Below are 15,888 nucleotides of genomic sequence, written 5' to 3' on the forward strand. Positions count from 1 at the left end.
GCCGTGATGCTTGTTGACGTTCTTGATAATTGTACTATTGTAAAATTACCTGTAGTAATAATTCACTGCGACGACATCTAAGCTGGTTCCTATGCGTATCGCTTATTTGATTAATCAATACCCCAAGGTCAGCCATAGCTTCATTCGTCGCGAGATTTTGGCGTTAGAGCGCCAGGGCTTTGTGGTGCAGCGCATTGCTCTGCGTGGTTGGGATGCCGAGTTGGTGGATGCCGAGGACGTGTCCGAGCGCAGTAAAACTTCCTATGTGCTGCAGGGCGGAGTCAAAGAGCTGTTAGTGCCTGTGCTGCAGGTACTGCGCGCCCAGCCGCGACGCTTTTTTTCGGCGTTGTGGCTGGCGCTACGTATGGGCCGGCATGCCGATCGGCCCTGGCCGTACCATTTGGTCTATTTGTCCGAGGCATGCCGCCTGCTGTTTTGGTTGCAGGCGTTCGGCGCCGAGCATGTGCATGCGCATTTCGGCACTAACTCAACCGAGGTGGTGATGCTGGCCAATGCACTCGGCGGGCCAGCGTACAGTTTTACGGTGCACGGCCCGGAAGAGTTCGACAAACCGCAGTTTATTCATTTGGGCGAGAAAGTCCGGCGCGCGGCTTTTGTCGCGGCTATCAGCTCTTATGGGCGCAGCCAGCTGTTTCGCTGGGTAGCTCATGCGCACTGGGCAAGGGTAAAGGTGGTGCATTGTGGTCTGGAGCGGGCGTTTCACGATGTACCTGCAGTTGCCGTGCCGTCCGTACCGCGATTGGTCTGCGTGGGTCGCTTGTGTGAGCAGAAGGGCCAACTGTTGTTGCTTGAGGCTGCCCGTATCCTGGCAGCGCAAGCCGTGGTGTTCGAGATAGTACTGGCCGGCGATGGGGAAATACGTGCGCAAATCGAAGCCCTGATTGCACTGCATGGCTTGCAGGCGCAGGTGCGAATCACTGGCTGGATTAGCAGTGAGCAGGTGCGGGCGGAAATTCTTGCGGCGCGGGCCTTGGTGTTGCCGAGCTTCGCCGAGGGCTTGCCGGTGGTAATTATGGAGGCCATGGCCTTGCGCCGGCCAGTACTGACGACCTATGTGGCGGGCATTCCCGAGTTAGTGCGTCAGGGTGAGAACGGTTGGTTGTTTCCCGCTGGAGCTGTGGATGAGTTGGTGGCGGTGCTGGCGGACTGCCTCGCGCAACCCGTCGAGGTGTTGCAGCGGATGGGCGAGGCGGCTTATCAGAGAGTGCTGGAGCGACACGATATCGATACCGAAGCGGCCAAGTTGGCTACTTTGTTTAGGGCGCAAGCATGATCACCTTACTTGATTGGCTGTTCAGCACACTGCTGGTGCTCATGGTCCTGCCGGTGTTGGTGCTGTTTTTGCAGGTGCTGCTGGCCTGCCTGCCTGTGCGGTTGCGCTCGTCGGCGCAAAGATCGCGGCTGCGGGTGGCGGTGTTGGTACCGGCATACAACGAATCCTCGATGATCGTCGCGACGTTAAATACCATTCGGCCGCAGTTGCTAGAGGGCGATCGCTTATTGGTGGTGGCGGACAACTGTTCTGACGACACGGCCGCGCTGGCCCGCACGGCGGGCGCCGAGGTGGTGGAGCGCAGCAATGATCAGCAGTGTGGCAAGGGTTATGCGCTGGACTTTGGGGTGCGTCACTTAGCGAGCGTTGCGCCGGATGTCGTGATCGTTGTCGATGCTGATTGCCAGGTGGGTGAAGGCTTCATTGAGCGTTTGGCAATGTGTTGCATCGACTCAGGACGGCCAACGCAGGCACTTAATTTAATGCTTGCACCAGCAGGTTCCGGGCTAAAAGTGCGGTTTGCCGAGTTTGCCTGGCGTGTGAAGAATCTGGTGCGGCCGCAAGGTTGGGCTTGGCTTGGTTTGCCCTGCCAGTTAATGGGGACGGGAATGGCTTTCGTCTGGCGGGATCTGGCTTTAATCGATTTAGCCAGTGGCCACATCGTCGAAGATTTGAAGATGGGCTTCGATTTCTGCCGCAACGGCAAGCCGCCTCTGTTTTGCCCCGATGCCCTGGTGACCAGTTATTTTCCGCGCAGTGATGAAGGCTTAAGTATCCAGCGTACGCGCTGGGAGCATGGTCATCTCGGGGTAATCCTTGGTGATGCGCCAAAGTTGTTTGTAGAGTCGATCAGCCGGCGTAACTGGAATCTCCTGGCTATGACGCTGGATTTATTGGTCCCTCCGTTGGCCTTATTGACTTTAGCGTTGGGGGCTGTTTTTAGTCTGTCATGGTTAGTGTTTATGCTGTGTGGAGCTTTGGCTCCAGCATTAATCGCTTCTGCCGGGGTGGCACTATTGAATGTGACTATCTTGCTGGCATGGAGCCAATTTGGTCGCGAGATTATATCTTTTTCAGCCTTGTTGTATGCGCCGTTCTACGCGGTGAAAAAAATACCCCTGTATCTAGGCTTTTTACTTAAGCGCCAAGTTGAGTGGGTGCGTTCGAAGCGAGATGACAATTAATGCGCGCTTTTGCTTGGCAGCACAACTGGCAAGCGATTATCCAGAAACTCAGGGTGGTCAGTGATCTCGTTGATGAGCAGGGATTGATTGATGCTTTATCCAAGCCTGAGGCGACGACAGTACTTGGATTCGTCAATGCCTTTGCCATGAACTTGGTGGCGGGCAACACCGATTACTATAACGCGCTGTCCGCTGCTGACGTGTTACTACGGGATGGCTCCGGCATGGCTGTCCTGTTTCGCCGACTCGGCTTGGTGCCGGGGCTAAATATGAATGGCACGGATTTTATCCCCAAATTACTGGTCGCGTTCAAGGGCCGGCGCGTGGCTTTTTGGGGCACTACAGAGCCCTTTCTAGCGAATGCGGTGCAGCGTAGCGAAGCGGTATTTGCGGTAAATGTAGTTTCTGCTCACCATGGTTTTGCTGAGGTGGATGCCTACATCAACCTTGCCCAGCAACTGCAGCCAGAATTGATTGTGCTGGGCATGGGCATGCCCAGGCAAGAAGCCGTTGCTGCCAGGCTAGCTGCCAGCGGCGTGCCATGCCTGATAGTGTGCGGCGGGGCGATCCTGGATTTTCTCGGTGGCAAGGTTGTTCGGGCTCCGCAATGGGTGCGTTGTCTCGGTTGTGAGTGGGTATTCAGGCTGATGTGTGAGCCAAAGCGGTTATTCAGTCGCTATGTGCTTGGTAACCCAATGTTCTTGTTGCGCACGCTGATCTGCAGAGATGCGCCTACATTAAGGAAGCCCTGAAATACATTGCCCGAAGGGTGAGGGCGGTTCGTCCGGCCTCTGCGTTGATGGCGATGCTGCGCGTGCATCTGTTGCAGAACTGGTTCGGTTACAGCGATCCGACCATGGGCAGGCATTGTACGAAAGCACTACCTACACCTTCCGTCGATTGGCAAACACGATAAATCCAAACAACGCGGAAGAAAATAACCATGCTGCCGCAGGAAGCGGTACTGCACTCCGTTGATTGATATAAGAATTAGCTGTCCCAGCCAGACCTATACCCTGGACATGCCGACCAACCCTGAACTGGCCATTGGCAAGCGCCGCAATTAAACTGTTAAATGAAGAAGCATTGGCGCACGGCCCAAGGAAGCTGACCCACTCGCCGAGAGCGTTGACCCCATTATTAAGCACGCCCTTGGTAGCAATACTCTGCGTGTGAGAATCACCGGAGAAGTCGGTGTGAAAACCAATGGCGTTGCCACCCGCGCGCTCTTCGATCAGCATGCCTGGTTGAGGCCCTAAATCCTTGCCAGAGTTGCTCATGCAACTAGGTTTATAGACCAAACTGGCCGCCTGAGCACTAGAAACAGTCGCACCATTCAGGAGCATCAATAACAAAACGGAATTAATAAAAAGTGTCGGGTGCATAACATCACCTCCCTGAACAGAGGAGTATTCTTTTGTCGGACGAAGGAATCTTTATCAAGTTAAATTGAGCATAGTAGGCACATAGCTGCCGCGTCAATAGTGCGTCGTCACGATAAATATAAATAGAAAATCAGTGTGGCTTCGTCAAAATAACGTCACAACAAACACGTCAGTCATCAATCAAGCGGACTCTATCCGCATGAAATAGCTTCAGGCTTGAGCATCGCCCGCAACAGGGCGGTCTCAAAGACCAAATGCAACACACGCCCCGCACCGCCTTTGGCCTTTCCGCTCAACGTGAAACGGGGCGGCCGCGGATGCTGGAGCGCTTACGGAAAACTGACTCTCCCTGTCGATTGAAATTTGATCCAAGGTGCGCTGCTGATACCCAAATTAGCGCTTGATCACTCGGAATGGGGGCTCGACCTTGACACGAGGAGCGTGGTTCAGATCAAGTCTTCATGAAGGGAATAGGTCTAGAGTGCGCTCAACCTCATCGGGGTCGATTGTAAAGCCATCGCCCTCTGGCGTTCCCACCACAAAGCCAAAATTCTGGTGATCGCGATCCGTTAGGTACTTGTAATAACAGATGAAACGATTCGGGGGCTGCAGAGCCAGCAGTGAGCCACCAGGCTGAAGTACATTGACACCATGTACGAGATGACTCCCCTCGACCCCCACCACGGTTTTTGCTCCAGCGCAGGTCGCTACGATGGTCGGAACATCGGTTTTCGAAGGATCGAGAATGCGAAAACCTCTGCGGTTATGCAGACGTTCAGCGAGTTCCATTTCATTGTGTAACAGTCGCAATTCACCGTTGCCGCCTCGCAGAATGAATACTCCGGGGTGAGAGCTGTACCTTACGTGTGACAGTAATTTTTCACCCATCGCGCGAAAGCGTAAATGCCTATTTCGATTTTGACTTAGATCATCGAATATCACGAGCTCACGAAAAAACGCATTGCGCAAACGAACCGGTGTTATGCCAAGCCAGTCCTCATATTCGGGAGCCTGGGGAAATAGAGGAGACCCGGTGGATGGCGCAGTCGTCACCGGAACTCCTTCGTCGCATGCTAATGGGTAAGTGACACAGTCTTCCATCAGCCAGGAGCCAAACCATTGGTTTCCACCTGCGGTACAGTAAATCGCCCCGCGCTCCATCTCGGTTTCCACAGAGATTTTTGGAAGCCAGCCAGATCTAGGAGATAAGCAGGATTTTGCGTTGCCCTTGTAGAGTGTTCCATCTATCAGCCAGACATCTTTAAGCAGGTGGCCCCGTGTTGGACCATGATCAACGCTGCCGATTCCTTCCATTGTACGACGGGGGTGTTCGTAAGGAAAAAAGCGTTCTTCCTCCCATCCTGTCACACGTTCGAGTTGATTGGGCAGGAAAAAAGCCGGTGGAGAAATTGATGTTTCGCCAGGCGCAATAGTCCAGCTTTTCACCGCTGCACTTTGCGGGGTTTCCGCCGGCTTTCGCATAACCCGCGCTCTTACAATATGCCGGTATGCAGCAAGGCTCCATGTTGTCCGGTGGCTGCTCGTTAATGCGCGTAATTCCGACATATCATCTTCACTCTCATCCGCCTCTACAAAAAACAGTAAATGGCGCAAGCGCCTACACTGCATTTTTTAACATCAGAAAGCTGCTCAGGTAGATATAATCCTCTCCACAATGGGCGGGGACTTCAAATGAGCATAACGGCTACGTAACCTGTCGAGAAGAAGTTCGCTTGGGCTCTTGGCACAGTAGAGATAAATTTTGTATAGCCCGCCAAACCCCATGTTAATATAGCGAGTCGCCACTTCCTCATCGTTTTGCCCGTCCGGCAAGCCAAGATGAAGTGTCAGTTTTTTTCCCTCGACAGCAAATAACGGTGTATTCCAAAGGAGTTGGGCTGCACCCACCTTGGGTAGTCGGACAAACATATAAGCGTGGTTACCCAGCGTATCAACATCACCGCCACGTCTTCTTTTCCATTCGAGAAGTCCGTCGTCTGGACGGGCCAGGCAAGTACCGATGTCATAATAGTCAAAACCATTGTTTATTGCCCACTCAAGCTCCATAAATGTAGTGATCGAGTTGACTTCATTCAGCCTTTTGGCATCTGAAAAAACCGCCTCAGGATAGCCGGCGCGTATCATGCTCCAGTAGCGCTTTCCGGCCCGAGTAATTACGCACGCAAGTTGGCATGCAACAATTTCGTCTTCCAACAGTATTAGATCGAGCCGGCCGAAAGTCTTTGCTATCCTTAAAACTTCATGTGGGGCAATTTGCGAGGCGGCAGTGCCATGCCTTGCGATGGCATAGGGTTGAAGCATTTCCCTGTCGGCTCTTTCAATTTCGTCGTCCGTCAGCGCCTGCTTCATTCGGTAGCGCGATTGGTTCTTGCGTATGTTTCGACGTAACTTACTATCGTATCCCGCCGTGATATCGTCAATGGAGCGACCCAGCGGCACGATAGCACTCAGAAAGTGAGGCACATACAACGCGCCGAAGGTTGGCATTTCACTGACCAGAACCGTACGGTTCGATTTATCCGATTCCGATTTGCTGTCGACCACAGGAGACTCCACCCCCATGAGAACCTTGGCCATCTCCCGCTGTGCTCTTCTTCCCACATAGAGGATGTCGTAAGGACTGTCTTTGCGCAGCTTGAATCTGACAATCTCCCAGCGCCAGAAACAGGCTCGCCCAAGTATGTCTCGCAGCCAGGCTGCAGTTTTTCTTAGCTCAAATCGTATTGAGGGAGATATGAGTTTTCGGATCGGCACTGCTAAATACGCTTTCATTTCCGGCACTCTTTTTAACTTGCCTTTTGGTTAAGCCAGAAAACATATCAATTGGTAAATTCGAGCAATACTTGCAAATTTGATGTGGAAAGCTCATTCAGCGGGGAAATATTCAGTAATATCCTCGACTCTAGAACTATTAAAGATGCGGGGTAGACGTTTTGCAAGGGAGCCGCTGCAAAAATAGCCAACTGCTTCAGTTCTTGGCCCACTGAAGCTCCTCTCGATCGTCACCGCGCCATGAGCCCCACATTCAAAACCGGCAATTGATCCCCGATGCTGTGCTCCCATCTCTCTCTGGAGCCAGCCCGTCATGATGCGTCTCGACGCTAACGTCGAAAAAGTCTGTCTCAAGGCTGGCTAATAGGCTCGCTTGCCGGTGAAGGCAAACAGAGTTCGCAGAAGAATGACGAAATCGAGCCAGAGCGACCAGTTGTTGATGTACTCAATGTCAGACTCAACACGCTGAATCATCTGCTCTATATCTCTCGTTTCACCGCGAAAGCCACGCACCTGAGCCAGGCCTGTGATGCCTGGCTTGATATTGTGACGTGCAAAGTAGTCTGCGATACCAGGCGAGTACTGCGCATCATGCTGAATAGCATGCGGGCGGGGCCCCACCAGGGACATTTCCCCCATCAAAACGTTGAACAACTGTGGTAGCTCATCCAGGCTAGTTCGTCGAATAAAGGCTCCAACCCTGGTCATGCGCGGATCATTCTTTTCTGCCTGCTTGACGATGCCGTCTGCCAGTTGATGGACGACCATGCTTCTGAACTTCCAGATACGAAAAACTCCACTCCACCCCATGCGCTCCTGTCGAAAGAACACCGGTCCAGGGCTATCGACCTTGATGGCAATCGCTATAGCCACCAGCAATGGAGCCGCAAGAAACAAGATGAGGAAAGCTAAGACTTTGTCCTCGAAATTCTTCAGAAACAGGCGCATCCCCATCAGCGGAGTTTCAGACAAGGTCAGCACGGGAATACCGGCAATTTCACGAACGCTGTGATTGATCAAGCGCAGTGAAAAAATGTCAGGCACCCAATTAATAGCAATGTGCTTATCAAGCAGCTTTAAGTAAACATCCTTAATGACCTCCGAGCCATCCAGAGGTGTAACGAAATATACGGTACGAATGGAATGTCGCACGATTAACCCATCAAGGTCGGAGATATTACCCAGTATCGACAAACGTTGCGTGCTTTCTGAGCCCTGCTTCCCCCGATCATCGCCCGCCTCAATCAACACACAACCGACCACCCGTTCACCCAGCCAGGGATTATTGCTTATTTTTTGGTGAAGGAAGCTAGCCAGCTCTCCCGAGCCAATAATAAGAGCGGCTTCCAATTGATTCGGGTGGGTCAAGAGTTTCTTCTGCACTTCGAGTGTCGCCAAGTGCAAAAGCAACTGAGCGAAATATCCAACAATAAATAACTGCGCAACCAATAGGCGCGAGTACTGTTCACTTTGTTTGGTAAGAAAGGCCATGACAACGAGAAAGCCAAAAGCGGCAAGCCACGCCTTTAAAAGCTTAAATGCTTTGACGGTAAATCCAACATTGCTTCGGTAAATAGCATAATGGTCGTACACGACGGCCAGCGCCCCAATCAGCAACAGGAGCATGATGACATAAGCCTGCGTTATAACGCCGATATGATAATCGATCAAATACCATGCGACACCGATCACAGCAACAAAATCGAGACCGGCCTGAATAGCGTTACTGGTACTGCTTCGTCGCTGGAGTATGGAACGGCTACTGCTGGGTTCGAATATCATCATTAGACCTCATTAAACTGAGAATCCAAAACGCTTATCTATCAAACAATAAAAAGGCAATGAAAATATAATTATTAATTAACTTGTCAGCGTTGAATGATCCATCTGCGGTGCACCGCAGCTTCGATGATTCGCACCACATTGGCAGCTCTCCTGGTGCCAGAGCCTTGAGCAAGTCGCCCTGAACCATCAGCGCCAGACCCTTCTCGTAATACTTGCTGGCCTTCTCAGCCGGCGAGGAGCAGGTCGCCAAGCCAGCAGAACAGACTGCAAGGAGCGCGACCCAAGCGTCTTTGCCAACTTTGCTCAAATACATCTTCATCGAATTCACCCCCTTGGAGGTCAATGCGGAATATGAGCCACCAGCCGTGGCACAATCAATCTCATAAAATCTTGTAAGCGCTTATCTGCAGCAGTAGGCGCTTCGCAGGCTCTCCACATCCGTCTTGCCACGACGGTAATCCGCGATCACATAATCATCCAGCCCTAGACTCACTTCGGCCTGGACGTCCAATCGACTCTCACTAGCACGCCACTCATCCAGGAGATCCTCTCTGATCGATCAGTCATTATCTGTTCCCGTTTCAGCGCTGAAAGAAGCTTTCTGCTATGTCGGGGTATAGCCCAGCGTGGACAAACCATGTCAGCAAACTGACATGTTCCTCATGTTGAAAAATGGTCAGGAGTTAGGCGATCTGCCATCAAGTGCCGTCAGACAGCGGCTCTGCCTGTGGTTGAGGCGTTTCAGACGCTGTAAAGAAAGCGATAAACGGTCGTAAGGCTTGAGTTACAAGGGTTGACAGGATGTAGGTGTGTCATTTTTGAGTCATCTGTTTTTTGACGCTTTTGCACGTTAGATGGCATTTCCTGCGCTTTAAGTGCGTTCTGCTAGTGCCAAAAAATGGCCAGTCACTAACTCGCCATATCGATCAGGAGCGAGAGAGGACTCATGACGAGATACCGGAAGGAACTGCTGCTGTTGTTCGGAATTGGCCTCAAGCCGCGTCGGCGTCTGGCATTGCCAGGCTATGCGTTGATAGCGGCGCCGCTGGCCGGCGTGATGCTGCTGAGCGCAGTGCTGTTCGTGCGGGCCGGTCAGCTTGACGCGGATGAATGTGCCAACCAGTCACGACATCGTCTTGATCATCGATGAAAGCGTGTCCGGCAACTACCTGGACATCAACACCGGGTTTGGCATGCACAGCAACCTCAAGGAATCCCAGCGTGGGCTGTAGTGAAAAATGTGAACAGAAACACTATCATTAATCTATCTTTTTGTGGTGTTTCAAGATGAGTCTTGCTGCCAGTGTGTGTTTTTCCAGAACCGTACGGTTAATTCTGTGCTCTATTTTTCTTGTACCCTCTTTCGCTCTAGCTGAAGAAGCTGATACAAAAAAATGGAAGGAGTTAACAAATAATGACCTTTCTGCTATGCATCAACTGATCGTCAGTGCTCATCCAGGCGCTTTAGACAGTAACAATAAGGCTTTTGCGAGCTGGGTTGAACAGGGGTATTTAGAAGCTCGGCAACTGTCGGCGCAGGTCAAGTCGAAGAAAGATTCTTTAGCCGTTCTCAATTTTTACATTGCTGGTTTTCAGGATGGTCACGTAGGGCTGAGTCAATCAAATCAGGAGAAGTCTTCTTGGGCAGGTTTTGTTTTGGGGATGAAGGGGCAGAGCTTTATAGTAAAGCATGTCTCTAAAGACTGGCCCGTGCCTTTACCTCCGATCGGGTCCGAGGTTGTGGCGTGTGATAATAAGTCGGTCCGCGAGATACTGGAAAGTGACCTGTCGCCCTATATTGATCGTAGACTTGAATTACAGTCGACATGGTTGCATTTGGCTACGCAGTTGACGGTTGATGACGTCAACTATCCCGTGCTGGGCAGAGTCTTGCCAAACAGCTGTCTGGTTACTCTCCCAAATGGAGATCGACAGCACTTTACTTTGTTATGGCAGCAAGAGCGCGGGGAGCTGGATCCTTTAATGTCGCAGCCTCAACCGCCACAGGCTCTAAAAGACCTGGGAGGTGGGCGCTATTGGATACACGTATCAAATTTCACACCTTCAGCAGCTGAAAATACCTCCCTCGATAAAATGCTAAGCGGCATCAAAAATATCAATGATGCCAAGCTGGTTGTGCTTGATACACGTGGTAATCGCGGTGGTAATAGTTTAGTGGGTGTTGAAATACTTTCTGCTCTGTTAGGCTCGGCAGTTGTGAATGGTGTGGGTGAACAATCTCGTGCGTATGCGATGTGGCGTGTTTCTCCTTTTGCATTGTCAACGCTCAGTCATGTTCTAAAGTCCATGGAGGGTGATTATGGACAAAACAGTGAAGCCTATAAGTTTGTTTCTGGTTTAACTGAGTCGATGGGGATCGCGCTTCGTGAGAAAAAAGATTGGTTGCGGCAACCGAGCACTTCGTCAATAGATCAAGGGAAGTTGAAAGGGTTTAATGCCCAAGGCTTCAAAGGTAAGCTTGCGCTGGTGACTGACTCATTTTGCGCTAGCGCTTGTCTAGACTTTGTGGACGTTGTTCTTGCTGTTCCGGGGACTGTCCATCTGGGATTACCAACGAGCGCCGACACGCTGTATATTGATATAGGCTCTCAATCACTGCCCAGTGGTGCCCAGTTCTGGTTACCGCTAAAGGTATGGAGAGACCGAGCGCGAGGAAATAACCAAAGTTATGATCCATACTTTATTTTTGATGGGGATATCAATGATACTTCGGCAGTGCAAAAATGGGTTCTTGATACGATTTAACAGTTATTAAACGATACTGCACTGCGTGCTTAAGCTGGGAAGGCTGCTGAGTAATTCACCGATCTTCTTATCATTATGGCTAGACCCGCTTTGAGCTCAGATTGCACTCCAGGCGCCTCGACAATCGTTAACCAACAAAAACCATGGCCTGTCCGCTATCCTTGGCCTGACGTCCAGTCAAACGAGCGTTCCCATGCTTCAAGTGCACGGCGTGTTCAAAAGCTACGCCACTCCGCAAGGTCCATTGGCGGTGTTGCAAGGTGTCGACTTGCACCTGACGCAAGGCAGCAGTCTGGCGCTGATGGGCGAATCCGGCAGTGGCAAGAGCACCTTGCTGCACTTGATTGCCGGGCTCGACAAGGTCGATCGCGGCAGCATCCGTATGGGCGATCAGCGCCTCGAACAGATGAGCGAAGGGCAACTGGCAAATTGGCGGCGCACTGAAATCGGCCTGGTGTTCCAGCAGTACAACCTGATTGGCAGCCTGCGGGTCGAGGACAATCTGGCATTCCAGGCGCGCTTGGCCGGGCGCCATGACCTGCGTTGGCAGGCGCACCTGGTAGCGCGGCTGGGGCTGGGGGATTTACTCCAACGTTATCCAGAGCAATTGTCCGGTGGTCAGCAGCAACGGGTTGCTCTCGGTCGGGCACTGGCGTCGCGTCCGCGTCTGCTGTTGGCCGATGAACCGACCGGCAGTCTCGATGAGCACACCAGCGACGAGGTGCTCGATTTGCTGCTGGAGCTGCTCGATGACAGTCCCAGCAGTTTGTTGATGGTCACTCACAGCCCACGGGTCGCCGCACGGCTGGCAGAAAAAGTGCTGTTGCACGGTGGACGCCTGGTCGACGCAGGCCAACGCTGATATGGACGTTTTGCGTGAAACTTTGCGAGCGTTGCTCAGCCATTGGCGTCAGCACCCGGTGCAGTTTTTCAGTGTGCTGACCGGGCTCTGGCTGGCCACCGGCCTGTTGACCGGGGTGCAGGCGCTGAACAGTCAGGCGCGAGAAAGTTACGCCCGCGCCAGTCAACTGATTGGCGGTGAACCCCAGGCCAGCCTCAGTGCGCCGAATGGCGCGACCTTCTCTCAGGCGTTGTTCGTCGACCTGCGCCGGGCGGGTTGGCCGGTGTCACCGGTGTTGCAGGCGCGACTGCAACTCAAGGGGCATGAAGACCTGCGCTTACAGTTGATGGGTATCGAACCGTTGTCGTTGCCCAGCGGTTCGGCGCTGGCCGGACAACACCTCGACATGGCGCAGATGGTCGATTTTGTCGGCCCGCCAGGCCGTACCTGGATTGCCCCGTCAACCTTGCAGGCGCTCGGTTTACGTGACGGCGACCAACCGCAAAACCTCAACGGGCAGACCTTGCCGCCGTTGCGCAGCCAGGTCGACATGGCCCCCGGCGTGTTGCTGGTGGACATCGGTGTTGCCCAGCAGGTGCTGGGTTTGCCGGTACAGCTGTCGCGCCTGTTGTTGCCCAGGGATTTCGCCGCCACCGAGCCTCAGTTACCCGCCGAGTTAGCCGGTCAGTTGCAACTCAAGCGCAGCGGCGAGGAGAACAATCTGGCGCGGCTTACCGAGAGCTTTCACCTGAATCTTGATGCGCTGGGGTTTCTGTCGTTCGTGGTCGGCTTGTTCATCGTCCATGCGGCCATCGGCCTGGCGCTGGAGCAACGCCGTGGACTGTTCAGAACCTTGCGTGCCTGTGGGGTCAGCGTGCGGAGGCTGATCTTCTGCCTGAGCCTTGAGTTGGGTGGGCTGGCACTGCTCGGCGGGATGGCCGGAGTGGTCAGCGGTTACCTGTTGGCCAGCCTGCTGTTGCCGGACGTTGCCGCCAGCTTGCGTGGTTTGTATGGCGCCGAAGTGGCGGGGCAGTTGAGCCTCAGCCCGCTGTGGTGGTTCAGCGGGCTCGGAGTCAGCCTGCTCGGCGCACTGCTGGCCGGGGCGAACAGTTTGCTGCGGGCGGCGCAGCTGCCGTTGCTGGCGCTGGCCAACCCGCAAGCCTGGCATCAGGCTCACGCGCGCTGGTTGCGGCGTCAGGGTTGGGTGGCGGCGGTCGCTGCGACGATCGGCCTGATTGCGTTGCTGTGGAGTGACAGCCTGGCCAGCGGTTTTGTGTTGATGGCCGCGTTGTTGATCGGTGCCGCATTGAGTTTGCCGGTGCTGCTCGACGCTGTATTGAATCGGCTCGTGCGGCGCAGCCGGTCGGTGCTGGGGCAATGGTTTCTCGCCGATTGCCGTCAGCAGTTGCCGGCCCTGAGTCTGTCCTTGATGGCGCTGCTGTTGGCGTTGGCGGCCAACATCGGTGCCGGCAGCATGACCGCCGGTTTTCGCCAGACGTTCAGTGACTGGCTGGAGCAACGGCTGACTGCCGAGCTTTACGTCAACCCGCAGAACCCGGCGCAAGCCACAGAACTGCAGCAGTGGCTGCCGGAACAAAAGCTCAGCGCGGTGTTGCCGAGCTGGCAGGTTGCGGTGTCATTGGAGGGCTGGCCGGCGGACCTTTACGGGGTGATCGACCATCCGACCTATCGCGAGCATTGGCCGTTACTTGAAGCGTTGGGTGAACGCCCCTGGGATCAGTTGGTGGCGCATGACACGGTGATGCTCAGCGAACAACTGGCCCGCCGACTCAAGCTGCGGCTCGGTGACCGTCTAAGCATTCCGGCACCACAAGGCACATGGTCACCGCAACTGATCGGAATCTATGCCGACTACGGCAACCCCAAGGGGCACTTGCTGGTCAACGCCGAACACCTGTTGCGTTACTGGCCGCAACTGACGCCGAGTCGCTTCAACCTGCGTATCGATCCGGTGCAAATCCCGGCATTGCTGACGGCGCTGCAATCGCGTTTTGCCCTGGACGACAGCCGCATCGTCGATCAGGCCCGACTCAAGGGTTGGTCGACGCAGGTGTTCGAACGGACCTTCGCGGCGACTGCGGCGCTCAACAGCCTGACCCTCGGCGTGGCTGGTGTGGCGCTGTTCGTCAGCTTGCTGACCCAAAGTCAGAGCCGCCTCGGGCAACTGGCGCCGTTATGGGCGCTGGGCGTGACGCGCCGACAATTGATGCTGCTCAACCTCGGGCAGACCTGGTTGCTGGCACTGCTCACGCTGGTGGTGGCGTTACCCTTGGGACTGGCATTGGCCTGGTGCCTGGACACGGTGATCAACGTTCAGGCGTTTGGCTGGCGCCTGCCGTTGCGGGTGTTCCCGTTGCAACTCGTGGAATTGATGGGGCTGGCGATGTTGGCCACGTTACTGGCCTCGGCCTGGCCATTGTTCAAGCTCTATCGCACGCAACCGGCGGACCTGCTGAGGAACTTTGCCCATGAGGATTAACTGGGCCGTTGGCGTGTTGTTGCTGGCATTGACGGGTTGCGATGACTCATCGACGCACAACGAAAGTTTCGCCGGACTGGGCAGCGAAGCGGATGCGTTCCAGCAAGTGACGCCGGGCCGGGTATTCAGCTTCCCGGCCGATCACGGCGCCCATGACGGTTACCGCGTCGAGTGGTGGTACATCACCGCCAACCTCAAGGACCCGCAGGGCCAGGAATTTGGCGTGCAGTGGACGCTGTTTCGCAATGCCCTGAAGGCTGGGCCCGAGCAGCCCGGCTGGGCCAGCCAGATCATCTGGCTCGGTCACGCGGCGGTGACTTCGGCGACCGTTCACCACGCCGCCGAGCGTTATGCCCGCGGTGGCGTCGGCCAGGCCGGGGTTCAGAACGTGCCGTTTACGGCGTGGATCGATGACTGGCGCCTGAGCACTCAAACCGACACCGTGAACCCCTTGGCCGAGATGCAGATGCAGGCCAGCGGCAAGGGCTTCAACTATCGGCTGCGACTCACCTCAAATCGGCCGTTGGTGCTGCAAGGCGAGCAAGGCTTCAGTCAAAAATCCGAACAGGGCCAGGCGTCGTACTACTACAGCCAGCCGTTCTTCCAGGCCAGCGGTAGCCTGGAAATTGATGGCAAAACCTATCAGGTCAGTGGGCCGGCGTGGCTCGACCGTGAGTGGAGCAGCCAGCCGCTGACGGCGAACCAGACCGGTTGGGACTGGTTTTCCCTGCACCTGGACGGTGGCGCGCAGTTGATGCTGTATCGGATGCGGCAAAAGGAAGGAGTGGCATACCTGACTGGCACCTGGATCAACCCGGACGGCAGCGCGGTGCGACTGTCGCGAGACGAGATCAGCCTCATACCGTTGGCGTCTTCCGAGGTGGCCGGACGGCGTTTACCGACACGCTGGTCGATCAAGGTTCCGCGCAAAGGCCTGGACATCACCAGCAGCGCCTTGAACCCCCGGGCCTGGATGGATTTGCGCATTCCCTACTGGGAGGGACCGGTACAGGTGAGCGGCAGCCATGCCGGCAACGGGTATCTGGAAATGACCGGGTACTGATCCAGAGCGCCGCCCGGTATCTTTGCGCTTTTGTTCAGGGAATCAAGGGTGGTCGAACTGGTTCGCTTTTTTTCGTTACAAACAATTTGGCGGAAATACGGTGTCCAGATTAATTCAGAATTTTTCAACGGACAGAACGTTTACGTTGCTTTAAAATCCCCCCGTTCGCTCAGTGTCGGGGCTCTTTACCGGTGCATGGATTGCCAGGCCATAACACTGGGCGAACACCTTCCTCCAGGCGCGATAAACAACATTTCATGCTGCGCCTCATCGCACC

The 15,888-nt window shown here is 54.5% G+C and carries 12 protein-coding genes and 2 pseudogenes; 9 read left to right on the forward strand and 5 right to left on the reverse strand.

Annotated elements, in window-relative coordinates; genetic code table 11:
* The first annotated feature begins 91 nt into the window (after positions 1 to 91).
* The 4 genes and pseudogenes from KRR23_RS21910 to KRR23_RS21925 all read left to right on the forward strand — a co-directional run.
* A complete protein-coding gene (locus KRR23_RS21910; RefSeq protein ID WP_216744218.1) occupies positions 92 to 1,294 on the forward strand; it encodes a glycosyltransferase family 4 protein in 1,203 nt (400 codons plus the stop codon).
* Positions 1,291 to 2,478 carry a glycosyltransferase family 2 protein gene (locus KRR23_RS21915; RefSeq protein ID WP_216744219.1) on the forward strand — a complete coding sequence of 396 codons (1,188 nt, stop codon included), beginning with the start codon at positions 1,291 to 1,293 and terminating at the stop codon, positions 2,476 to 2,478. The genes KRR23_RS21910 and KRR23_RS21915 overlap by 4 nt, the downstream gene beginning before the upstream one ends.
* Complete coding sequence (locus KRR23_RS21920; RefSeq protein ID WP_216744220.1) at positions 2,478 to 3,230, forward strand: WecB/TagA/CpsF family glycosyltransferase; 753 nt, start codon at positions 2,478 to 2,480, stop codon at positions 3,228 to 3,230. Before KRR23_RS21915 ends, KRR23_RS21920 begins: the two co-directional genes overlap by 1 nt.
* Positions 3,229 to 3,360 (forward strand): annotated as a pseudogene (locus tag KRR23_RS21925) (transposase); the annotation flags it as partial. The gene KRR23_RS21920 and the pseudogene KRR23_RS21925, both read left to right, overlap by 2 nt.
* A 2-nt stretch (positions 3,361 to 3,362) precedes the next feature.
* Here KRR23_RS21925 and KRR23_RS21930 read toward each other — a convergent pair.
* From KRR23_RS21930 to KRR23_RS21950, 5 genes are all read right to left on the reverse strand, one after another.
* Positions 3,363 to 3,863 (reverse strand): hypothetical protein, encoded by a 501-nt coding sequence (locus KRR23_RS21930; RefSeq protein WP_216744221.1) that lies wholly within the window; start codon positions 3,861 to 3,863, stop codon positions 3,363 to 3,365.
* Positions 3,864 to 4,322: 459 nt separating this feature from the next.
* A complete protein-coding gene (locus KRR23_RS21935) occupies positions 4,323 to 5,429 on the reverse strand; it encodes a glycosyltransferase 61 family protein (protein ID WP_216744293.1) in 1,107 nt (368 codons plus the stop codon).
* An 84-nt stretch (positions 5,430 to 5,513) separates the two neighbouring features.
* Positions 5,514 to 6,656: a hypothetical protein gene (locus KRR23_RS21940; RefSeq protein WP_216744222.1), complete on the reverse strand. Its 1,143-nt coding sequence runs from the start codon at positions 6,654 to 6,656 to the stop codon at positions 5,514 to 5,516.
* A 360-nt stretch (positions 6,657 to 7,016) separates the two neighbouring features.
* Entirely contained in the window at positions 7,017 to 8,438 is a 1,422-nt protein-coding gene (locus tag KRR23_RS21945) for an undecaprenyl-phosphate glucose phosphotransferase (RefSeq protein ID WP_216744294.1), read from the reverse strand.
* 34 nt (positions 8,439 to 8,472) lie between these two features.
* Positions 8,473 to 8,760, reverse strand: a complete 288-nt coding sequence (locus tag KRR23_RS21950; protein ID WP_216744223.1) for a hypothetical protein — start codon at positions 8,758 to 8,760, stop codon at positions 8,473 to 8,475.
* Positions 8,761 to 9,408: 648 nt separating this feature from the next.
* Here KRR23_RS21950 and KRR23_RS21955 point away from each other — a divergent pair.
* The 5 genes and pseudogenes from KRR23_RS21955 to KRR23_RS21975 form a co-directional block, all read left to right on the forward strand.
* Positions 9,409 to 9,658: pseudogene (locus KRR23_RS21955) on the forward strand (sulfatase); the annotation flags it as partial.
* A 70-nt stretch (positions 9,659 to 9,728) separates the two neighbouring features.
* Positions 9,729 to 11,207, forward strand: a complete 1,479-nt coding sequence (locus KRR23_RS21960) for a S41 family peptidase (RefSeq protein ID WP_216744224.1) — start codon at positions 9,729 to 9,731, stop codon at positions 11,205 to 11,207.
* Positions 11,208 to 11,400: 193 nt separating this feature from the next.
* A complete protein-coding gene (locus tag KRR23_RS21965; protein WP_216744225.1) occupies positions 11,401 to 12,069 on the forward strand; it encodes an ABC transporter ATP-binding protein in 669 nt (222 codons plus the stop codon).
* Between the two features lies 1 nt (position 12,070).
* Complete coding sequence (locus KRR23_RS21970; protein ID WP_216744226.1) at positions 12,071 to 14,548, forward strand: FtsX-like permease family protein; 2,478 nt, start codon at positions 12,071 to 12,073, stop codon at positions 14,546 to 14,548.
* The gene (locus KRR23_RS21975) at positions 14,538 to 15,611 is read left to right on the forward strand and encodes a lipocalin-like domain-containing protein (protein ID WP_216744227.1); all 1,074 of its coding nucleotides are present in this window, start codon (positions 14,538 to 14,540) and stop codon (positions 15,609 to 15,611) included. The genes KRR23_RS21970 and KRR23_RS21975 overlap by 11 nt, the downstream gene beginning before the upstream one ends.
* Positions 15,612 to 15,888 lie beyond the last annotated feature (277 nt).

Source organism: Pseudomonas sp. CVAP#3, assembly GCF_018986375.1.
GTDB lineage: Bacteria > Pseudomonadota > Gammaproteobacteria > Pseudomonadales > Pseudomonadaceae > Aquipseudomonas > Aquipseudomonas helvetica.